This window comes from Haloarcula nitratireducens, from assembly GCF_019599505.1.
Window position 1 is genome coordinate 15293 of record NZ_RKLT01000028.1, and the last position, 20761, is coordinate 36053.

Here is a 20761-nt window from a genome sequence, read left to right on the forward strand (position 1 = left end):
AGTCACAGGCGAACGGGTTTCCCACTGCTAGGTATTGAATCAGGTGCTGTTGCCATGACTACCGTCTGGCCACCACTGGGCGTCGTGATTCTGATAGTTGCTTTCTCACCAGCGGTGAATTCTGTTGCAGAGTTCTCCGCCGAAACTAAATCGATGATGATGCGAACCCGATCACGATCTGTATTCAACGTTGTATCATCGCCAACGACTACCTCAGTCGAAATCCCTTGTGTCCCGATTTGTGCATCGATTTCAGTATGTTGAGTTGTGTATGATAGTGCTGAGTTTGAAATATCAACGGTGTTGGCATCTGGTGACTTTTTGACTGTAAGTCTGATTTCACTGATCGCAGAGCCATCACTTAGCCCTGATGTGTTCGTTACCACAAGCGTGTTCGTTACTTGCTGGGAACCGTCTGTACTCGTAGACTGGGTCTCTTCCTGGATAACCCATGCAGTGTTAATCAGGACACCAGTAGCAATTGCTGCTACCAGCACCATCGCAATAAAGACAGCGAGTGTCCCAATCCCGATCTGACCACGTTCTTCCAGCTTCTGGTTGGGTTTTTTCTTATTCATGATCTCTGGAGTGGCATTGGCTCTGGTTCAGATTTTGAGAATCCAATATATAATCTCGAGGGACTGATTATCAGGGCCGATAACATTTCGTGCGGAAGTTCCCCCATCCCTTAGGAAGATTTCCATCCTCTCAGGAATAGTGGAAGTCAAGCAGTGCTTTCAGAGAGATCAAAACCGGATTCTCGTGGATTCCCTCAAATTGCTTGCTGTCCCCATCGACAGGTCACCAGATATGCCGAGCGCGCGTCCGTCCCTTCCGTGACCTCCACTGAGATCGGCTCATCAAGTCCAGTCGCGAGGCCAACAGCAAGCAGTGAGGCGACCGGATGGTCAAAGCGGTCAACAGGGCCGTACACAGAATCGTTGAGTCCGATAGTGAGACGCTGCCCGTCGGGGTCAATATCAGTAGTGACGGCACCAACGAGTTCGAATTGCTCGACGAGTGCATCAGTGAGCTGTTGGGCGAGGTCAGTAGGTGTCTCTCCAAGACTCCCCGAACGGACGGCGTCGAAACTCTGGAATAATGGTTCGCCAGTCGGATCTAAGGCGAGCCCTCGTGCTCCGGACTCATCAGTGATGACGATTCGGTCGAGAGCGTCTCGGTCAGGAAGGGTGCCTCTCTGTTCGTGGGGGATGAACAATCGGACAGTGTCATGGGCAGGTCCTGGTGGGACATAGATCTGTTCGTCAGTAAGGCCGAGTTCGGCAACGAGAGCGGCTTCGTTGCCTGCCAGTGCGGTATAGACGTCACGGCCAACGTCCGCCGAGACGAACTGTTCGGGCGTAATGTAGTAGGTGAGCACACTGCCGAACAGTCCCACTGCACCGAGTGCGAGTAACACGTCTCGAGTATTCGGGATGAGTATTGCCCCAACTACAGCGAGAACACCGACTGCACCGAGCCCGAGTGCGGTTCGCTGGTACTGCGTCTGTTTTGCCCGCGTGTAAGACTCTCGAAGCTGCTGGTTTTCCTCGACAAGGAGTTCAAGTTGTGTCAACAACTCCTCGCGAGACTCGTCTATGTCGTCGTCAAGTCGACCATTCGTACTCATGGGCGTCTCCAGCGTCTCGTCTTCGTACCGTGCCTGCTGGCCCCGGCCGGATTACTGTATCGCTTTTCTAGTGCATTGGCCCCCTTCCACACGGGAGTTGGTTTTTGCTTACTACGTATCATCTGACGGCGAAAGATGACCAAGACTCAAGAGCAAGTATCGATGGAAGAGATACGAGATCACAGCGAGCACAGTAAGGCTGCAGAGCATGGCAACAACGATGCCATTCGTTAGAGTAAGCGCCAAAGCGAACGTGCTCAGGGCAAGAACACTCCCGACTAGGAGTGCCACTTCTCTAAGAGAGTGGTTGCTGCCGACATCCACGATTAGCAGTCCAAGGAGCCCAATCTCCGTAGGGAGCACTGTCAGTAGGTCGATATCAGCCGGAGTGAGTGCAATCAAAGCGAACTGACCAATGGCGACAGCAACGATTGGCGGGAATGCGATCCAGCTAACTGCAATGGCAAACCATGCTGCAATCCCTAGCCTGCCGCTGAGTACCCAAAGGGGAGCGAGGATGGCAAGCAAGACGAGAGCACCGGCCCAGCCAAGCTCAGTACCCCACCGTCGGTGTTCTGACATTGCATTTCGTCTCGCCGTTGAACGCTCCTGTCGATGTGTGCTCCAGTCTGGACTCATCGTTGGGCCCGCCGCTGTTGTTTCCCAGTTGCCAACACACGTGAAAGACGATCACGTGGACCGACCTCAAAGGCAGTGACATGGCCGAGTGCGGCAAGTTCACGCCGGAACTCCTCGAAGTCAGTATATTGTCGATACGCTTCCTCAACATCAGGTAGTGTCTCCGCTTCGTAAAGGACACTCGGCGTAAGAAAGACGACAACCTGACCAGCGTTTCTGCGTGCGACTTTCACTGCCTCGCGAAGCTCCGTTCGGTGTGTATCGTCGGTCACAATGATCGTTCGAACTGTGCCACTGAGATGTGTTGAAGCCGTCTGGACGGCAGCGAATAGCGGTTTCTCAGCGACACGCCGAACATAGGTCGTCGAGTTCTCGAAAAAGGGCCGCAGTCGCGTACTGAATGGGTCATCCATCGAAAGGTGGGTTGCGGTTCGTCGAGCGGCTGCTGGTTCGACGATGTCCCCCCTCTCGTTCGTCGCCGGGCCATCGGTTGGTCGTAACGTTCGCAGCGACTGTGCAATCGCTCGATACCGATCGTCATTGGTGCTGGGATCAAATGTGTTTGTGAGACCGCCGTCGCCAACAGTGTAACAGCCAAACGGATCCGCAAGCCGCTGAGCGTTCTCGCTGATCGCCAATGCGACCTGTCGAGCAAAATCTAGCTTTGTCTCCCCATCTTGGCCGTCACCCATCACCGCACGGTGGTCCACGAGAAGCATCGTTTCGAGGTCCGTTTCAGCCTCGAACTCTCGAATATGGGGCTCATTTAGGCGGGCAGTGGCCTTCCAGTCAATGCGCCGAATGTTGTCACCGGGCACATACTTCCGAACCTCAGCCGGGGAGAGGCCGCCACCCGTTTGCTTAGTTTCGTGTTCCCCGAAGCCACTGGCGACTCTGTTTCCACCTTCGCCGATATGAATCTCTTGCGGCGTCCGCGGTTCAACGGTCACTGTGGGTGCATTCCCTACAGTGGTGGTCTGTTCGAAGAGGCCCAAGTCGTCTGTCATCCCGATCGTGGGCATTGTAAATTCGAATTCACCAGCGACGGGCCACGTTACCTCGAACGTTACCTGTGCTGTCTGGTCAGTTCCAGCGAGCAGGCAAGACACACGGTCACCGTCAGCACCGGTCGGGGGTTCAGTTGCAGCCGTGAGCGAGAGACTACCCCGTTCATCTGTTTGGACACTGAGTGTCCCCAGTGTGGTTTCGTTGGCTGTCACTCGTGTTCTATCGACTTGCTGCGTGACTGTGAGCTCCGAGACGGTCGCCTTGACAGTACGGATGAACTGGTACTGCTGAACGAGGAGCCACGACGCGATACCAGCTGCACCGAGCAACGGCAGCGGGCGCTCCAGAATGACGGCCCATAGTGCCAGCGCTCCAATGAGGCTGACTGTTACCCAGTATCGACGCGTGACCCGCATCTGTCTGTGTGTCTCGAAGCGAGACAGTTAAGCTGTTGGTACAGTCCGGATACAGCGGCGTATTCTGACGTTATTTGGTGACATGACCCATTGCCGTTGGTAAGCCACTCCTGTCGGTTTTGAGGGGGTCAGTCAATCTGTGTTTTGAGTCCTTTCAGACACGGATAACGATAGGTTGAGCTTTCCTTATTGACGGTGATGCGACAGCAAACTCGCCACGTCTTGATCGCAGTATTGTGCCTATGTCTGCTTGGACAGGTGTTCATCACGCCCGCTGTTGCCCGGACTGCACAGACTGAGACACATGCAAAGTGGCCCGGTAGTGCGATCTTTGTCGATAGTGGAAACGACTCCGATGGTGAGGGGGTATTTCAGCAAGGTGGAGACGCGATTCTCGATGCAGCAGGGTCTGCAGTTCGTGCAGCTGACAGTGTGACACGGCAGGTGACTGGCACCGAGCAAAGCACAGCCAACACATACGCTCGCGAGACGGCAGCTGCAATCGAAGACAACGATGCAGCGCTACGGGAACTTGCTAACGAGGAGTTCGATGCCGATGGTTCCGATCAGGTCGTCCGGGTCACATTTACTGCTGAAAATGGCGATACTGCAACACGCTATCTCATTGCCAACGCTAAGGACGGTCAGTGGGAAGATGGACCACGAGTGATCACATCAGAGAAGTTCGATGAAATGGATTCCTCGGTCGACCACTGGGTGACGCTTGATCCATATGCGTCTCGCCACATCAGTGACGATATCGAGCAGCTGGCGACCGCTTCTGAAGACGGGGATCGTCCGAGTAAGGCGATACTCAAGGTACGCTTGGCGGCGAGTTATGGGTCTGGCGTCGAATCCGACCTTCTCGACGACGAATGAGTATCCCTCGGTTGGCCTTGTTGCGTATCGTTCCCAATACATGGCTTTTTAGCCTCCCACTGCCAGAGAGAGAACGTGCGCTGGACGGAGTCTGGAACTGGCGTCGCTGTCGTGATCTTGCTGACAATCATGACAATGGTATCAGGAGCGGCCACGCCCGGACTCGCAGCGACGCATACGTCGTCGGAGGCAGGGCCAATCGTAGCTCAACAGACGACATCAACTCCGACGAATAACACAACCGTCCAGCACGAACGCCCCGATAACGTTTCACGGGTAGGCGATACACAGCGCGTGAGTGCGTGGCTTGAACGCCGATTAGCGGGTCGTCTCCAAGGGAGTGCTATCGAACTCTCCCAAGGCGAATACGAGCGCGCACGAGCGTTGCTTGGTGATGAGTACAATTCGCGGCTCGAGCAGTACGTCGACGTTGCCGGTGAGATAGAAGGGACCAGCAATGAGGAAACTGCCGAGACATTCCAAGAGACGCAGGACCAGCAGCGGACATACAGCGAGGCTGTACAGTCATATCGGGAGACATATCAGGACTATCAGCGCGCTCGCCGGCAAGGCAACACAACGGCAGCGCGGCAGTCTGGTCGTGAGCTAGAAGCCACTTCTGAGCAGGTCACACAGCTCAACGAGTCGCTGAACCGTAACTACGAGTCGATTGGGAACCGAACCGACGTAGATACTACTGGTGCACAGACCGCGATTTCGAATACGACACAGAACATCACAGCCCAGCAAGCCGAAATCAGGGCCCAGCTATTCGTCGAGACTGAGCTGACTGTCGAAACCAACGGGTCGTCGGTGGCATTCAACGACCCCATGGCAATCAATGGCCAGGTGACGACAGCGAACGGGACTGCCGTCGCGAACCAACCGATCCGCGTGACTATCTTCGAGCAGCGCTACCAGACCACGACTGACGAAACCGGCGCGTTCACGGTGACGTACCGGCCCACTACGTTGCCGGTGAACGCGACTAACGTAACCGTGCGATATCTCCCGACAACCGATTCCCCGTATCTCGGGAGTACGACAAATGTCTCTGTTGATGTCTCGCAGGTGACGCCATCGCTTGACGTTGCAGTTTCGCCATCACAGACTGCCTATCGTAATCGCGTCGATACCACCGTGACGGCGACCGTCGATGGGCGTCCTGTCTCGAAGCTGCCGCTTCGAGCGATACTCGGCCAATCTACTGCCAACACGACGACCAATAGTTCTGGACAGGCAACGCTCACACAGCGCGTCCCTGCGAACGTACCGACTGGCAATAGTACACTCCGTGTAACGCATAGCCGTGAGGATTTGGCTATCGGCCCAGCAGCGACGAGTGCTTCGCTCTCGATTACCCGGACCGAAACTGACCTGACCATCAACGCAGCATCAGACAATGGACGCGTTGATGTGCGAGGTCGCTTACAGACTGTGAATGGCACTGGCGTCGACGGTCAGTCGGTGCGTATCGCCGTCGGAGAGTCCATTCAGACTGCCACCACAAATGACACTGGCTGGTATCAGCTGACAATGGAGAATGTCTCCGCGACTGAGAGTGCGAATGTGTCGGCGGTTCCGGTGACTGCTCGATTCGATGGGACAGGCACGAATCTCGGCTCGAGTCGCGTTGAAACGACCGTCACGATTGCTGGTGGCAACGGGAGCGGCGTCTTTGATGTCGGCGGACTTGGTGGTGGTAGTGGGGTTGGTGTTCCTGGTCTCGGACCAGGTGGGAATGACCGTCTCGAGTTAGCATTGTTAGTAGGGGGCGGATTGCTCATGCTCGCCGGACTGGGGCTTTGGCTTCGAGGTGGTGAGAGCGATACTGAGACAGGATCCACTGTTACGGAACAGCCGGCCGTAACTGCAAGTTCCGAGACTCCGTCTCTAGCACAGCAATGGCTTGCGCAGGCGCGTTCAGCACTTACAGAAAACGATTCGAAGGGTGCGATCGTTGCGGCGTACGCTGCCATTCGTGAGCAACTGCACCGGCGAACTGATATTCCTGATTCACTGACCCACCGCGAGTTCATCGCTGCCTGTGCGGAGCGATTCGACACCGTTGAGATGCAAGCTTTAGAGCCACTGGCCGATGCCTATGAGCGAGTAACATTCCAAGCAGCATCTGAGACGAGCGCAGCAACAGAAGCCGTCGACGCGGCACGATCGATACTCACTGATGATGAGGATTCGTCGTAACCGACCGCGACCTTTTTGGTTACTACTCAACTCCTAGCCAGTAGATGTCGCTTCGACGGGACCTCTGGTTACTTCTTCCTCACCCTCTCCGCCGGTTACCAGCCGATCTTGTGGCTGTCGTGGCGGTTATTGTCTTTGTTAATACCGTTGTATACCTGCCTGGGATTCGTGAGACGCCGATTCGGGCCGGACTCGGCCTCGCATTCGTTCTCTTTATTCCAGGCTACACGCTAATCGCAGCCCTATTTCCCGAAGCCAGTGTGTCACCACTCCTGACAGACGATCCGGCAACAGATGATTTCACAGAAAGTGATGATAACGATGTTGCGTCTGGTATCGATGGCATCGAGCGTGTTGCACTGTCCTTTGGATTGAGTATCGCCGTCGTGCCGCTCATCGGACTCGTCTTGAATTTCACGCCGTGGGGAATTCGGCTCGTGCCAATCATGGTCGCTGTGAGTGGCGTCTCACTTATCCTGACGGCTGTCGCTGCGTCCCGCCGATGGGCTGTCCCACCCGAAGACCGATTTCAGGTGCCATACCAAGAGTGGGCTGGAGCTGCCCGAGCGGAATTGTTTGAGCCCGCGACACGGACCGATACGATGCTGAACGTCGTATTGATCGGCAGTGTCTTATTGGCAACCGGCAGTGTTGGCTTTGCGATTACCAATCCAACGCAAGGTGAGTCGTTCTCTGAGTTTTACTTGCTGACGGAAAACGAGACTGGCGAGCTTGTGGCCGACGATTATCCAACCGAGCTCGAGCGAGGGCAGTCCCGGACTCTCACCGTTGGCATCGGCAATCACGAACACGAACGGGTCAACTATACTGTTGTTGCCGAACTGCAACAGGTGACCATCGTCAATAATTCAACGCGGGTGCAAGAAGCAAACGAATTACGTCGATTTCAGGCAGTGGTTGGCGATAACGAAACGTGGCACCGACAACACACGATTACGCCTCAGATGACCGGTGACCGCCTTCGATTGCAGTATCTCCTATACAAAGGTGAGCCAGCAACACCACTGAATCGTTCTGCTGCGTATCGCGAGGTCCATCTCTGGGTAAACGTTACTGGATGAGCTACCTACCGCTAACGCGGTGGAATTGAGCGTCGTGTTCCACTGGCATCTTCCTACACTGCGAATCGTCAATATTCCGGCTATCGCCGATCACAGGGAAATCGCAAAGCCGAATAGAACATTTCTCATCGAAAATCGTTAGCCCTTGAGCAACTTCTTCTCCGAGACTTTCCCAGGCCAAAATATGTTTATATAAAAGATAGATTTACCGTTCTGTCCACAGGTTTATATTTCAAGTGCTGATATATCCAGCTATGGACGAGAAGCGATTCGTTGTCGCCCTGTTTGGTCTCCTTGTAGCTGCTATCCTTGGTGTACTTGCATACCAATTTATCGCCCCACTCACCCTCTCGATCTTTCTCTATTATTCGACTCGACGATACCATCACTTCTTACGCCGGTTTCGGCTCCCAGCACGAGTGCGTGCAGCCATTGTCATCGTCTCGCTCGCCTTGCCTCTCCTGTTGCTGGTGACTTACGCTGTGGTCCTGCTCATCGTCCAGTCTCAGCGATTCGTCGAACAGTATGCACTGATCGACGTCGCTGCCACGCACATCAAGTGGCTCGGGGACATTGATTCAATTCCGGATCTAACCGTCCACGGGCTCTATGAGGCCTATCAATCCGGACAGTTCTCACCACTAATCGAATTTCTCAGCACTCACGCGACGCTGCTTACATCAGTCGTCTCGAATCTCTTTCTCAATCTGTTCGTGACGACCATCGTCACGTACTATCTCCTTGTTGATGGGCACCGCATCCGTGAATGGTTGGTGCGGTTCGACGATGGAGCGATTATTCGTGAATACCTTGAAGCCGCCGATGCGGAGTTAGAAGCCGTTCTATTTGGCAATCTCCTCAATGTCGTGGCCATCGCACTCATTGCAATCGCCGCGTTTTCGGGCTACAATGCGCTGGTTCCGGCTTCCGTTCACGTGCCATATCCGGCGTTGACTGGTGCACTAACCGGCATCGCAAGTCTCGTTCCGGTTGTCGGGATGAAAATCATCTATCTGCCGGTAACTGGGATTACCGCTCTTCCAGCGGTCCTTGACGGGCAGTCGTCGCTGCTCGTGTATATCGTCGGTCTGCTTCTCGTGGCGGTGATTGTAGTTGATACGATTCCGGATCTGGTCTTGCGGCCGCTGCTGAGTGGTGAACAAACACACGTCGGATTGTTGATGCTCGCCTATACGCTTGGCCCCGTGGTGCTGGGATTTTATGGGCTCTTTTTCGCACCCATATTGTTAGTCATCGGTCTTACATTCGCCAATATAGCATTGCCCCGTCTGCTTGGGGCAGACGACCCAGATGGACTCCATCAGGACCAGCTACGGCTCAACGACTTTCGGTAGGCGATTACAGCGGTAGTGAGGCGAAAGCCCACCCCTGAAGGGTGGGATGAATACGACCTCGAGACGGGAGCGCACTCAACATACTCCCTGCACTACCACCTCGTCCTCGTCGTGAAATATCGACGCGAGGTGTTCAACGAAGAACTCCGAGATTTTTTCCGTGAGGTCGTGAACGGGTTCGCTGACAACTACGGCGTCGAAATCAAAAACCTCGAAGCCGACCGCGACCACGTTCACCTCCTATTCAAAGCCACCCCTACAACCGACCTTGCGAAATTCATCAACGTCCCCAAAGGCGCGTCTGCTCGACGCATCCGCAACGAGTACGGCGACCACATCGAGGACAAACGGTGGGGTGACTCGTTCTGGGCAGATTCGTACTGCCTTATCAGCACGGGACAAGTATCGCTGGACGTACTGAAAGAATACGTCGAGAACCAGCGGGAGCGTGACGACGAATGAAACAGACTGCCGAGAAGACGGTCGTGGCGAAAATCCTCACCGACGACCTTACGCAGTCGAAACGTGAGGCCATCAATCACGAGTACGAAGCGTTCCAGCGATACATTCGTGGTAACGAAGACGCCGACCTCTACTCGGCCACGAAGCAATGCGCCGACGCCTACGTGGACACCGACAACCTGCGCGACGACCACGACTACCCGTGGTTCATCCGCAACGACGTGTTCGACGTTGGCGTGGACGTGGAACAGCACGACACCGACCTGACGGACTGGTGGCTGAAACTCCCCGTCTCGCAGGTCTGGGGTGGTGTGAACGTCCCGATTCAACCGCACGACGAGATTCCTGACGAAGCCGACGTGAAGGACTCGAAAATCGTTCGGGAGAACGGTGACTACTATGCGCACCTGACGGTTCGGCAAGAGGTAGAAGTCAGCGAGGAGTACGACGGTGTTATCGGCGTGGACTTCGGAGTTAGGTGGGTAGCAACGTCGGTGGCGTTGCCCTCCCGTAACACCGAGTTCTACGGTCGAGAGATTCGCCGTATCCGCCGTCACCATCACGACCTTCGTACTCGCCTGCAAGAGAAGGGGGCCTACGACACGCTCCAGTCGGTCAAGGCGAAGGAATACCGTCGAGTGAATGACCGTCTCCACAAGATTTCTCGTGCTATCGTGGTGGAAGCCAAAGAGCGCAACGCGCTCATCGTGGTCGGGAACCTCGAAGGTATCCAGAACCAAGACCTCGGTGCGGAAATGAATCGTCGGCTCCATTCGATGCCACACCACACGCTGAAGAAGTATATCGGGTATAAAGCGACGTTCGCGGGCATTGCGGTGAAGTCCGTGAACGAGTATATGACGAGTCAGACGTGCTGGAGGTGTGGTGAGCAGGAAGCGACGACTCGAAAGGGACAGGGCCAACACCTGTGCCACGAGTGCGGGTTGGACGATAATGCGGATAAGAACGGTGCGACGAATATCGCAAAGAAAGGACTGGGTAAGGACATTGCGTGCCCACTATCCAGTCTCGGCGCAGTCTGTGAACCTGCGCTCGAACCGAGCGGTGCTGACCGAGCCTCTGCAACGGTACGCTTGCGAGCCGACTTGGAAGCCCCTGCCTCAACGAAGCGAGCCGTCAGGCGAGCGAAGTAGGCAGGGGTAGTTCACTTATGCACCGGCCGGGAAGCAACGAGGACAGCGGGAAAGGGGAGTCTGACTGCTTCGAGGAGAATCATTGAATCAAGGATATTTGATCCGCTGGTTCACTCTGTCAGTAAGACCCAGCGGACCTATTCGTCAAGAGGTCATCCTGCGGAATTCACCGGACAATCGCTTCGAAAACGCGCTCCTCGATTTTCCGAAGATGATCACCAACGGTTGACGGTGCCAGACCAACTGCCTCGGCAATGTCCTCGTGCGTCGCCTCCCGTGGCGCTCGGTAGTATCCGACCTCGACGGCCGCTGCAAGTACTTCTTCCTGTCGGCTCGTTAACGACCGCGTAAACTGCTGGGTGTCTGGCTCGTACTCCCCAGTCTCTACAATTTCGAACTCAAGTGACGCCATAGCCTCTGCCTCGTCGAAGAGCGTCCTGAACGCCGACTCATCGCCGATGATGGTGATTTTCTGCGTTCCATCGGCGCCGAACAAGATGGGTGTCTCGATGACGATATCGGCCCTCTGGTGCCACTCCAGAATCCGCCTCACAGGCTCAGTCGGCTCGAACTGGCTCACAGCCATCCAGCGGTCGTCGCCCGAAACTAAGTAATTATGCACGGACGGTGACGACGACATGATCTCTTCATACCGATCTCGGTTGCCACTTCCTTCCGCAAACGTCAGCACCGTTTTGTCGTCAAGGAATTTCACGTGATGGATGGCCTCTCGCTGAATTTCTGGATCCGCCGAGAGTTGTTTGCCAAGCGGGTGGAATCCATCTCCCTCGGCAGGGGCCAACCGCACCGTCATATACCGCATACTACACCCACTCAGCGATATGACTTAAAAGAGCGTGGATAACCCCCACCAGCCCGTTCTGAGTCGCATGCATTCGTTCATATATGCCGACGAATCAACCGCCATCGCCGATTCTGTCGAAGCAGGCACAATCGAATCGGACTCTTACCAACAACGGGTCGACTCGCGAGATTGCAATTGTCGGTGGTGGTATTTGTGGGCTCACCGTCGCAGTCGCGCTCGAACAGCGCGGCCTGTCGCCGACAGTTTACGAGGCTGCGTCTAAGTACCAACCCATTGGCGCCGGCATCCTTCTCCAGACGAACGCACTGCTCGTCTTCGATCGGCTTGGTATCGCCGACCGTATTTGCGATGTTGGGATGCAGCTCGATACGGGTGGACTGCGTTCACCAAACGGCTCGTTCATGACACAATTCGACCTAAACGACGTTGAACGTCGCGAGTTCGGGTACGGCTTCGTCGCCATTCATCGTGCTGACCTTCAGCGTCTCCTTCTCGATGAGTTGGATACCGACGTCCGAACTGGCATGGCCTGTGTCGATGTTGACGGAACAGACCCACCAGTCGTCCACTTTGCCAATGGCACCACAATCACTCCTGACATTCTTGTCGGCGCCGATGGCATTCATTCGACGGTCCGCAACGTCGTCGCTCCTGACGTCGAGCCTCGCCAGCTTGGCGGTGTAGCGTACCGCACACTGGTCACGCTTGACCTCCCAGCACCATACCAGACGCAGGGATTCGAGATATGGGGTGATGGAACCTATACGGGTGGTTCGCCTGTCGATGAAAATCGCTTTTACTGGTTTGCAACTGCACCCGAACCACTCACCGACGATTACGAGGCTACAGACACGACTGTATCGGCGCTTCGGACTCGCCTTGCTGACTACCCCGATCCGATCCCGGCGATTCTGGACCGACTCAATCCAGACGACCTCATTATGACTGACCTCGAAGATCTCCCTTCACTCGACGTTTGGTCACGGGACCGTGTTGTTCTCGCCGGCGACGCTGCCCATGCTATGCTTCCGTTCGCCGGCCAAGGTGCTGCACAAGCTATTGAAGATGGATTGTTGCTTGCTGATGCTATCGCATCCCACGAGCGACATGACCGCGCGTTCGCTACCTACGAATCTGAACGCAAGCCGCGTGCGGACCGCGTACGCAGCGAATCCTATCGTCTCGGTCGCCTCGGAACGATACAATCGTCGCTTGGCTGTGGGCTCCGGAACTTCGTTATCGATACCGTTCCCGATGCGGTACTCCGCCACGTGCGACGACGGCAAGCGGCCGGTACGTCCCTCCCAGGGTGAGCACCAGTGAAATTGTTGGGCTACCCACTACAGATCCACCAGTTACCCAAATCCAATACCCATGACTGACTACCCGCCTACGAGTGTCCTCCTACCAACCGTCTCATGGACACCCGTTGTCGAAGAGATAGTGACACAACTCCGCCCAGCGGATGAACTGCTCGTTATCTGTGACACCAAGGCCGATCCCATCGCCGACCCGATCACAGAACTCCCTACGAACGTGCGACTTGTCATCGCCGGAGAGCCCGATGGCTGCTCGGGGAAGGCGAACGCCATCGCCGCTGGGATGGAAGCTGCTCGTCACGACAGACTCGTGTGGACTGATGACGATTTTCATCATCCAGACGACTGGCTTGACCAGTTGCACGAAGATTACAACCGGAATGGACCGACGACCGAACTCCCGTTTTTTGTCGGCCAGGACCCGCTGGCCGTTCTGCTTGAACCCCTGTATGCCATCGCGGGCACACTTGGCACGTACGCCAGCGACATCGCGTGGGGCGGAGCTGTCATCTTCGAACGTGACGACCTTCCGGATGAAACTGTGTTTTGTCGCGACTTGCGTCGGACCGTCAGTGACGATGGACTCCTTACTGATCGTACTGAGGTCACGCCGGTCAAGCGAACTCGCCGCGTTGAAATCGGGGGCACTATCCGCGAGACTGTTGAGCGCCACGTTCGGTTCACCAAGCTTGGCCGGCATCATGACCCCCAGGGAAGCACAGCGAATGCAGTTCTCGGAACAGTTGCTACGATTGGCGGTGTGCTGTATCCCCTGCCCGTATTTGTTGGTCTGACGTTCTTCCTTGCTAGCGTGTACGTTTGGTTCGGCCTTCGACGCTGGACATTTTGCCTCGCCTATCTTGCAGTGTTGGTGTCAATGCCATTGATGATATATGGCCTGCTCCGTCGAACGTTCGTCTGGGGTGGCCGACGTTACCGCTGGCACGAAAAGTTTAACGTTGAACTGGCCGATAACTGATCTAGGTGTTCTTTTCAATTTGTAGATGCCCTTTATCCGCAAAGGCGATTGAATGCTTTCGAGGGTGTCTGTCTCCCATACGAAGTCTATATCAATAAATTCACCACAATGTTTAAAATGGTATAATTACTGTTGATAGATATTGAACGGGTTCGATTTCACTCTCACTGACCACTCGGCTCTGAAGATCCTGGATACATCGCCTGATGCGATGTTTCTTGTTGATTCACAGGGCCGGATTTCCTATGCAAACAATCGCGTGACCGTTCTCTTCGGATACGAACCCGCTGAACTCTCTGACGAGATGGTTGAGAAATTAGTGCCGGAAGCCGGGAGAAGTGCTCATGTCGCTGACCGAGAAGCATATATGGACAATCCGGACACACGACCAATGGGTGCTGGCGTTGACCTCGCCGCTCGTCGGAAAGATGGGACCACATTTCCTGTCGATATCTCCTTGAGCCCGATCGAGCTCGACGGTGATCTCTACGTCATCGCAGTTGTCCGTGACACCACAGAGCAAGAAGCTCTCAGAGCAAAGTACAAGACAATCCTTGAGGCAGTGCCGGACCCGGTCGTCGTTGCCGATGCCACGACCGGTGCAATCGTCGAGGCGAACGAACAGATCGTTGATTTACTGGGCTATGAACTCATGGAACTCCGCGGAGAGTCCCAGACGCTTTTGCATCCATCTGATAACTCAGATCGCTATCGTGACCTCTTCGAGCAGTACATTGTTTCCGACCAGGCAATTATTACGCAGTTTCCAGACGGATCTGACCTCTACTTGGAATCCAAGGATGGACGGCAGCTACCTGTCGAAATCAACGGAACAGTCTTCGACCTTGGTGATCAGCAGCTAACTGTTAGAGTGTTTCGTGATGTGACATCACGGAAAGAACACGAGGCCGCTCTCGAGGGGCTCCACACAGCCACACGCGACCTCATGACAGCAACAAGTCAGCAAGAGGTGGCATCGATTGCCTCCGAGACCGCCACGCAAATCCTCGATCTGCCGCTTAGCGGTGTACATTTGTATGACCCCACTGCGGACGCACTCGTGCCTGTCGCGTGGTCGGATCAGTTAGGGGCAATGTTCGCTGGCTCGCCGCCAGTTCTTCACAGGGGTGACGGGGTGGCCTGGAATGCATTCGAGGAAAGCGAACCGAAGATCTACCCCGACCTGCGCGAAGTGGATGACGTGTTGAGCAACGTAACGACATTTCTGAGTGAACTACATCTTCCCCTCGGCGAACACGGTGTAATGCTGCTCAGTTCTACTACTGCTAATGACTTTGACGCTACTGACGAAGCTCTCGCACGGATATTAGCTGATACCGTTGAAGCAGCGCTCGACCGTGTGCAACACGAGCACCAGCTTGAAACGCAAAACGAGCAGCTTGAGGAATTTGCTAGCACTGTCAGCCATGACCTTCGTAATCCGCTGAACGTAGCTAATGGCCGTCTAGAACTGCTTCGATCGGAGACCGAGAGCGAGCACATTGTGCCGATCGTGAATGCACTCGATCGGATGGAGCGCATCATCGGTGACGTCCTGTGGCTCGCCCGCGAGGGGAAAGATATCGGATCGACGGAATCAATTGATCTTCTCCAGGCTCTCGAATCATCGTGGATGATGGCGACAGACGACCACGAGGAAATCGAGTTAGTGGTAGCGGACGACAAGTGTCGAACCTGGGGCATTCACGCAGACTACGATCGATTCCGCCAACTCCTCGAGAATCTCTTTCGAAATGCACTCGATCATGGGGGTGCTGAGGTGACGGTTACCGTGGGTACACTGGCTGATGGGTTATATGTCGAAGACGATGGGCCAGGTATCCCTCCGGAGGTCCGTGACACCGTATTCGATACTGGTTACTCTACAGCAGAGGATGGCACCGGTTTCGGCCTCTCTATCGTCAAACGAGTGGTCGACGCACACGGGTGGGAGATAGACATCACTGATAGCAGCAGTGGTGGCGCACGATTCGAAATCACTGGCGTTAGGTCAGCTTCGAACTAACTATCACAGCGGTACAGTATGAGACCCATTGGGGGTTATCCCCGTACTCTGCCCAGGATGCGCTGAAGAGTCTTTTTTCTGGCTCTACAGGATGAGTAGGGTGAGTGCTTCGGGGCTTATCGCTCAGGTATTTCACCAACGCTTCACAACCTCTTCGATTACCCGCGAGCGGCATTGAGGTAGAAGTCCGCGAGGGATATGGCAGTTCAGTCAGTACAGAACAAAGAGGTGGATAAATGGGTCAACCGCATCGGATCAAGTCCCGTTGCATCCGCCTCGTACTACCTGTGAATTGAGGCAACTGGCTTACTCGCAAGAGGATCCCACCCCCGAATCCAAAGCTATTCCAGCCCGCCTGAGCCAATCATCAACTAATGACGAAGGTGTACGAAAAACTCCAAACCGGGCCACAAACGGGTATCGACCGCTCAAATTTAAACTATGAGGAGCGATCTGAGGTCCGGGCAATCGATGTCCGGGGAACAACCGGTCTTGCTCAGGTAAACAATCCGGGAAAGTTCACCAATGTCTTCTATCTGGATGGTGATGAGGCGGCGGCTGCTGAACTCTTTGCAGAGGTGAATGCAGATCTCATTGCGGCCATTGATCTCTCAGCTCGGAACGTGTTGCAAACGAGCCTGCCACGGCACATGTACGATCTCATTCTTGATGCCGCCGGACGACGCGAGATTCGGACATACCCGACTGTCGTTTTCGAACGTCGCGAGGACGGGACGATCTGGCTGATTGACCGGGACCGCTATGAGACACGCGTCGACCGGCGCTATACGACCAGTGAAACCGGCAGCGCGCGCGTCCCATCTGACCTCTCACTCGAAACCCTCTACGAGAACTACGGTAGTGTGATTACGGAATCCGATCTCCGGGAGACCACAATCGACGGTGATGTGCGGCAAGTACTCGATTACTATCGCGTCGCTTCCGGCTATCACTGCCAGCCGACGACTACGGAGACCGGCGAACTTGCGATTACCAAAATCGAAGAGACCGATTGAGCAGCGATCTCGCCTTCGGCTTAAAGAACAAGATATCCACGTTCACTGTCGCTGTTCAAGCGCACGCTCAAAGTGCGCTCCAGCTAATTCTTGGACGCCATTATTTGTCAACCGTTTTCAGCGGGTTTTGCGATGAATTCGTTGCTGATGCGGTGTGACATCATCCTCGCCGTAAACGGCGGGATTCTCTCCTTGGAGAAAGATAGCTGGGTTCGTCTGCAAGAGTGCTGTCGCTATTTGACGTAGCGCACCAAAGAAAGGGTGAAAGTCAGGGACGGGAACGGTTCCCGTTAGTTAGTTGTCGCGGCGGACTGCGAGCAGCGCAGCGGCGACGAGCGCGACGAGAGCGATGGCGGCCGTGAAGCCGGGTCCGTCACCGGACGTCGGCGTCTCGGTCGCAGCGCCACCGTCGCCACCCTCGGTCGGCGTCGCGCCACCTTCGGTCGCGGTCTCGGTCACGCCACCTTCGGTCGCGGTCTCGGTCACGCCACCCTCAGTGCCGGTCTCGGTCGGAGTGCCGTCGGTCGGCGTTTCCGTACCGGGGGTCGCAGTCTCGTTGTCCGTCTCGTTGGTCGCTTCAACGATGGAGCCGTCAACCTCGTCGCCGAGGTCGTCACCGCTGATACGCGTCTGTGCGGTGAAGTTCGCGCCGGGGCTGTAGTCGCTGAAGTCCGCGGTAGCCGTGTAGCTACCGTTTGCGCCAACGTAGGTCGACGGCTGGACGAGGAACGGGCTACCGGACGTCGTGCTGCGCATCCGGACGGTCAGTTCCGTGCCGGGTGCAACGTTCGTCTGACCGGTAACCTGCTGGTCCTCAGCGGCTTCGACGGTGATGTCCTCACCGTCGTTCAGCGTCGCGTCGCGGTCTTCGATGGTGAAGGAGTCACTGACCGAGGTGTTATCCTCAGCGAGGTCAGTGGTGTCCAGCATCGTGAAGTTGGCTTCGTACTCGTCACCATCGTCGTGGTTGAACTCACCAGTGATATCATCACTGTCGATGACGACGAAGTGCGTGTCGTTCGCCTCATCGTAGATGATGTTCTCAGTGAGGTTCGCAACCGCAACGGAGGAAGAGTCCGAGTTCGGGTTCGCTGCGGCAGCTTCGATCTCGTGGGTGAATGCAACACCGCTCAGAGCGGAGTAGTTGCTTGCTTCGACAGGACCTTCCAGACCGGAGGCCTGGACCTGCACAACAACGGCATCTTCCTGCGCGATCGTGTCAGCCTGCGTCAGGTTGTTGCTCTCGACGAGACTGTAGACGTCTTCGGCGTCAGCGTCTTCAAGCTCGTCACCGAGCGCGCTTTCGGGGGCAGTCCAGACCTGCAGGCCCTCGGTCGACCGTTCGGTCAGCGAGAGCGTCGCGAAGGACTGCTCGCTGTCGATAGTGTTGTCATCGGCGAGTTCGCCGGTGTCAGCAGTTGCCAGGAGGTCGTAGTCCGTGGCTGCGAGGACGTCTTGACCGACTGCGCGGTCGGTGTTGGTGAAGTCGCCACCCTGGTAGGCTGCCTCGATGCTGTCGTCGTCATCAGCAACGGAGACGACGTTGTCAGCAGCGACAGCGCCAGCGGTGAAGCTGTTGAATTCGAGGGTAACTTCGCCGTCGTCGTTACCGTCCTCGACCTCTGCGGTGAGGAAGTAACCATCGTTGTCCTGGTCACCGATCTGCACGAGCGCAGTGTCGGTGTTTTCCATCTGGACGGTCACTTCGGCGACGTCACCGCGCTGCTCTTCGGTGACAGACTGTGCGAAGCCTGCGTTCTCGTCGTCCGTGCTGACGACCTCGATGGTGTCAGAGTCGGACGCGTCTGCGTCGGTCACGTTCGCTTCGAACGTGTAGTTACCGGTGTCGACGTTGCTGAAGTCGAGTTCGTAGTCGCCTTCAGCGTCGGCGATTTCGATGGTGTCATCGTCTTCGAACGTGCGGTTGACGTTCGCTTCACCGAAGATACTCTCGAGCTCGTCAGCGTCGAGACCTTCCGCGGAGACGTTGACGTTGTAGTCGTTCCGGACGTCGGAGCTGATCTCGTAGTCCACGGTGGCACTGTCGCCGGTAGTGCCGGCCGTGTCGTCGTCGAACTCAGCGGTGAGGTCCTGTGGGATGACCTCGAATTGCTGGTCTTCGGCAGCAGTGTCGCTGCTGTCGACCGAGCCAGACGTGGCGTTGATAACAGCCTGATCGCTCGAGCGGACGAGCACGAAGTTGCCTTCGCTCAGACGGCCGTCAAGCTCGAAGGTGACTACGCCGTCACCATCGCTCGAGACAGCGCGTCGGAGGCTGTCGACGTTGTTGTCGTCGTCAACGGTACGCACTTGGTAGTCGGTGTTAGTACTGAGGCCATCCACCGTGACTTCCTGACCGCTATAGAAAGTCCCCGGTGAGAGGTTCGAAGCCGCAGTACCGGCTCCGGCGAACGCGACGGTCCCGGCGAATACGCCGAAGACCATCAGCGCTGTCAGGAACAGGCTGCGGATTTTTTCGTTTGTATCTGTCATAGTTTGTGGGTTTGCTATCGGGCGGCGTCAGCAGTTTTCCACTTGGTCGGTGCGCGGTCCACGTGACCACGCGTAGACCGGACCCGTGTACTCACTTCTGTCGCCTTGGGTAGGGGTACGATACCCTATCGGCGCACTTGGTAAATGCTTTGTGTATCCGGTAGCCCAAACGTCAGCGAACTACTGCAAGAGATTCCGCCCTATAAGGACTCAGATACCCGTTTAGTGGCGAAATCTCGATATTTTATAGAATGTCAGACAATTATTGACATGCTGACCTATACAGATTTCTCCGCGCGAACACAAAGGAGAATGTCAGTCATCGAAAAGAACAGACTGCTCCGGTACAGAGAGATTAGCTTTCTGACCCTGGGAAACTTGCGTTCGAAACTATGGTCTTTCCGCTGAGTTAGTCTCGTGCCGCTCGGCACGCTCCTCGTCGCTGGTCTTCGGATCTTCGGTGAGTAGTTCGACTGTACCATGAGTCCCGTCGATGCGGATCCGTTGCCCGGTTCGAATCCGTCTCGTCGCGTCTGAGACGGAGACGACGGCGGGGAGGCCATATTCCCGAGCCACGAGCGCCCCGTGACTGACAGCGCCGCCGACTTCGGAGACCAGCCCGGCGGCGTTCAAGAACAGCGGCGTCCACCCAGGATCGGTCAACGGCGCGACGAGTATCTCGCCGCGCTCGACCGTTGCGGTCTTTGGATCCCGGATGACGCGAGCGACGCCTTCGACGACGCCCGGGGAGACGCCGGTCCCGACCAGCGCGTTTTCGGAGGGAGGCTCGGACTCCGTCTGGCCACGAACGACTTCCCCCTCGCTCGTCAGCACGGGCGGCGCGTCGAGTTCGATGTTCCGTGTGTGCTCTCGACGGCGGGTATCGATATCGACATCGGCGCATTCGCCGTCCAGCGCAGCGAACAATTCATTCTTGCGAAGATACCAAACGTCGTCCGGTCGGTCGAGTCGCCCCTCGCTAGCAAATAGTCACGCACGTGCGTAGGCGCATATTTAAACGAGTGTTAGCAAAGGAGTGCTAACCAACAGCGTCTCTACAAGCGTGATTTTGTTGGTTAGTTTCCAGCCACCAAAGAATGTGTACATGAACAGCCCACGCGGAGAGGTCAGATGTCTCTCTACGTGGGCTGTAATGAATATAGGGAATGAATGGTGGCGGCGAACCAAATTTCCCAGAGGCTCGCGCACTCCAGTACTCGCTGGAACGCTGGTGGGCTTATCTTCCGTGTTCGGGATGGGTACGGGAGGCAA

The 20761-nt window shown here is 55.9% G+C and carries 17 protein-coding genes and 1 rRNA gene; 10 read left to right on the forward strand and 8 right to left on the reverse strand.

Annotated features, from left to right (window positions below):
• Window positions 1–2: 2 nt before the first annotated feature.
• From EGH23_RS23295 to EGH23_RS23310, 4 genes are all read right to left on the reverse strand, one after another.
• Window positions 3–578: an archaellin/type IV pilin N-terminal domain-containing protein gene (locus EGH23_RS23295; protein ID WP_220582381.1), complete on the reverse strand. Its 576-nt coding sequence runs from the start codon at window positions 576–578 to the stop codon at window positions 3–5.
• A gap of 194 nt (window positions 579–772) precedes the next feature.
• Entirely contained in the window at window positions 773–1630 is an 858-nt protein-coding gene (locus tag EGH23_RS23300) for a DUF7982 domain-containing protein (protein WP_220582382.1), read from the reverse strand.
• Window positions 1631–1741: 111 nt separating this feature from the next.
• On the reverse strand, window positions 1742–2212 hold the full coding sequence (locus tag EGH23_RS23305; protein WP_220582383.1) for a DUF8163 family membrane protein: 471 nt from the start codon (window positions 2210–2212) through the stop codon (window positions 1742–1744).
• 53 nt (window positions 2213–2265) lie between these two features.
• Window positions 2266–3693, reverse strand: coding sequence for a DUF58 domain-containing protein (locus EGH23_RS23310; RefSeq protein ID WP_220582384.1), 1428 nt, complete (start codon window positions 3691–3693; stop codon window positions 2266–2268).
• A gap of 198 nt (window positions 3694–3891) precedes the next feature.
• On the opposite strand from EGH23_RS23310, the gene EGH23_RS23315 reads away from it, so the two are divergent.
• The 6 genes from EGH23_RS23315 (at window position 3892) to EGH23_RS23340 (ending at window position 10830) form a co-directional block, all read left to right on the forward strand.
• Window positions 3892–4572 carry a hypothetical protein gene (locus EGH23_RS23315; protein WP_220582385.1) on the forward strand — a complete coding sequence of 227 codons (681 nt, stop codon included), beginning with the start codon at window positions 3892–3894 and terminating at the stop codon, window positions 4570–4572.
• A 75-nt stretch (window positions 4573–4647) separates the two neighbouring features.
• On the forward strand, window positions 4648–6777 hold the full coding sequence (locus EGH23_RS23320; protein ID WP_220582386.1) for a hypothetical protein: 2130 nt from the start codon (window positions 4648–4650) through the stop codon (window positions 6775–6777).
• Window positions 6778–6821: 44 nt separating this feature from the next.
• Window positions 6822–7859 carry a DUF1616 domain-containing protein gene (locus EGH23_RS23325; protein WP_220582387.1) on the forward strand — a complete coding sequence of 346 codons (1038 nt, stop codon included), beginning with the start codon at window positions 6822–6824 and terminating at the stop codon, window positions 7857–7859.
• A 254-nt stretch (window positions 7860–8113) separates the two neighbouring features.
• The gene (locus tag EGH23_RS23330; protein ID WP_220582388.1) at window positions 8114–9214 is read left to right on the forward strand and encodes an AI-2E family transporter; all 1101 of its coding nucleotides are present in this window, start codon (window positions 8114–8116) and stop codon (window positions 9212–9214) included.
• Window positions 9215–9229: 15 nt separating this feature from the next.
• Entirely contained in the window at window positions 9230–9676 is a 447-nt protein-coding gene (tnpA, locus tag EGH23_RS23335; RefSeq protein WP_220582389.1) for an IS200/IS605 family transposase, read from the forward strand.
• Window positions 9673–10830: an RNA-guided endonuclease InsQ/TnpB family protein gene (locus EGH23_RS23340; protein WP_220582390.1), complete on the forward strand. Its 1158-nt coding sequence runs from the start codon at window positions 9673–9675 to the stop codon at window positions 10828–10830. Before tnpA ends, EGH23_RS23340 begins: the two co-directional genes overlap by 4 nt.
• A 166-nt stretch (window positions 10831–10996) precedes the next feature.
• On the opposite strand, the gene EGH23_RS23345 is transcribed toward EGH23_RS23340, so the two are convergent.
• Entirely contained in the window at window positions 10997–11653 is a 657-nt protein-coding gene (locus tag EGH23_RS23345) for a helix-turn-helix domain-containing protein (protein WP_220582391.1), read from the reverse strand.
• Between the two features lie 83 nt (window positions 11654–11736).
• Between EGH23_RS23345 and EGH23_RS23350 the strand changes: the two genes are divergently transcribed.
• The 4 genes from EGH23_RS23350 to EGH23_RS23365 all read left to right on the forward strand — a co-directional run bounded on the left by EGH23_RS23350 (window position 11737) and on the right by EGH23_RS23365 (window position 16996).
• Window positions 11737–12969 (forward strand): FAD-dependent monooxygenase, encoded by a 1233-nt coding sequence (locus EGH23_RS23350; RefSeq protein ID WP_220582392.1) that lies wholly within the window; start codon window positions 11737–11739, stop codon window positions 12967–12969.
• Between the two features lie 61 nt (window positions 12970–13030).
• A complete protein-coding gene (locus EGH23_RS23355) occupies window positions 13031–13954 on the forward strand; it encodes a glycosyltransferase family 2 protein (protein ID WP_220582393.1) in 924 nt (307 codons plus the stop codon).
• Window positions 13955–14096: 142 nt separating this feature from the next.
• A complete protein-coding gene (locus EGH23_RS23360; RefSeq protein WP_220582394.1) occupies window positions 14097–15980 on the forward strand; it encodes a sensor histidine kinase in 1884 nt (627 codons plus the stop codon).
• A gap of 374 nt (window positions 15981–16354) precedes the next feature.
• Window positions 16355–16996 (forward strand): hypothetical protein, encoded by a 642-nt coding sequence (locus EGH23_RS23365; protein WP_220582395.1) that lies wholly within the window; start codon window positions 16355–16357, stop codon window positions 16994–16996.
• Between the two features lie 294 nt (window positions 16997–17290).
• Here EGH23_RS23365 and EGH23_RS23370 read toward each other — a convergent pair whose 3' ends face one another.
• The 3 genes from EGH23_RS23370 to rrf form a co-directional block, all read right to left on the reverse strand.
• Entirely contained in the window at window positions 17291–19489 is a 2199-nt protein-coding gene (locus tag EGH23_RS23370; protein ID WP_220582396.1) for a DUF7827 domain-containing protein, read from the reverse strand.
• A 390-nt stretch (window positions 19490–19879) separates the two neighbouring features.
• Window positions 19880–20416, reverse strand: a complete 537-nt coding sequence (locus EGH23_RS23375; protein WP_220582397.1) for a PEP-utilizing enzyme — start codon at window positions 20414–20416, stop codon at window positions 19880–19882.
• Window positions 20417–20660: 244 nt separating this feature from the next.
• A 5S ribosomal RNA gene (rrf, locus tag EGH23_RS23380) occupies window positions 20661–20761 on the reverse strand; the annotation flags it as partial.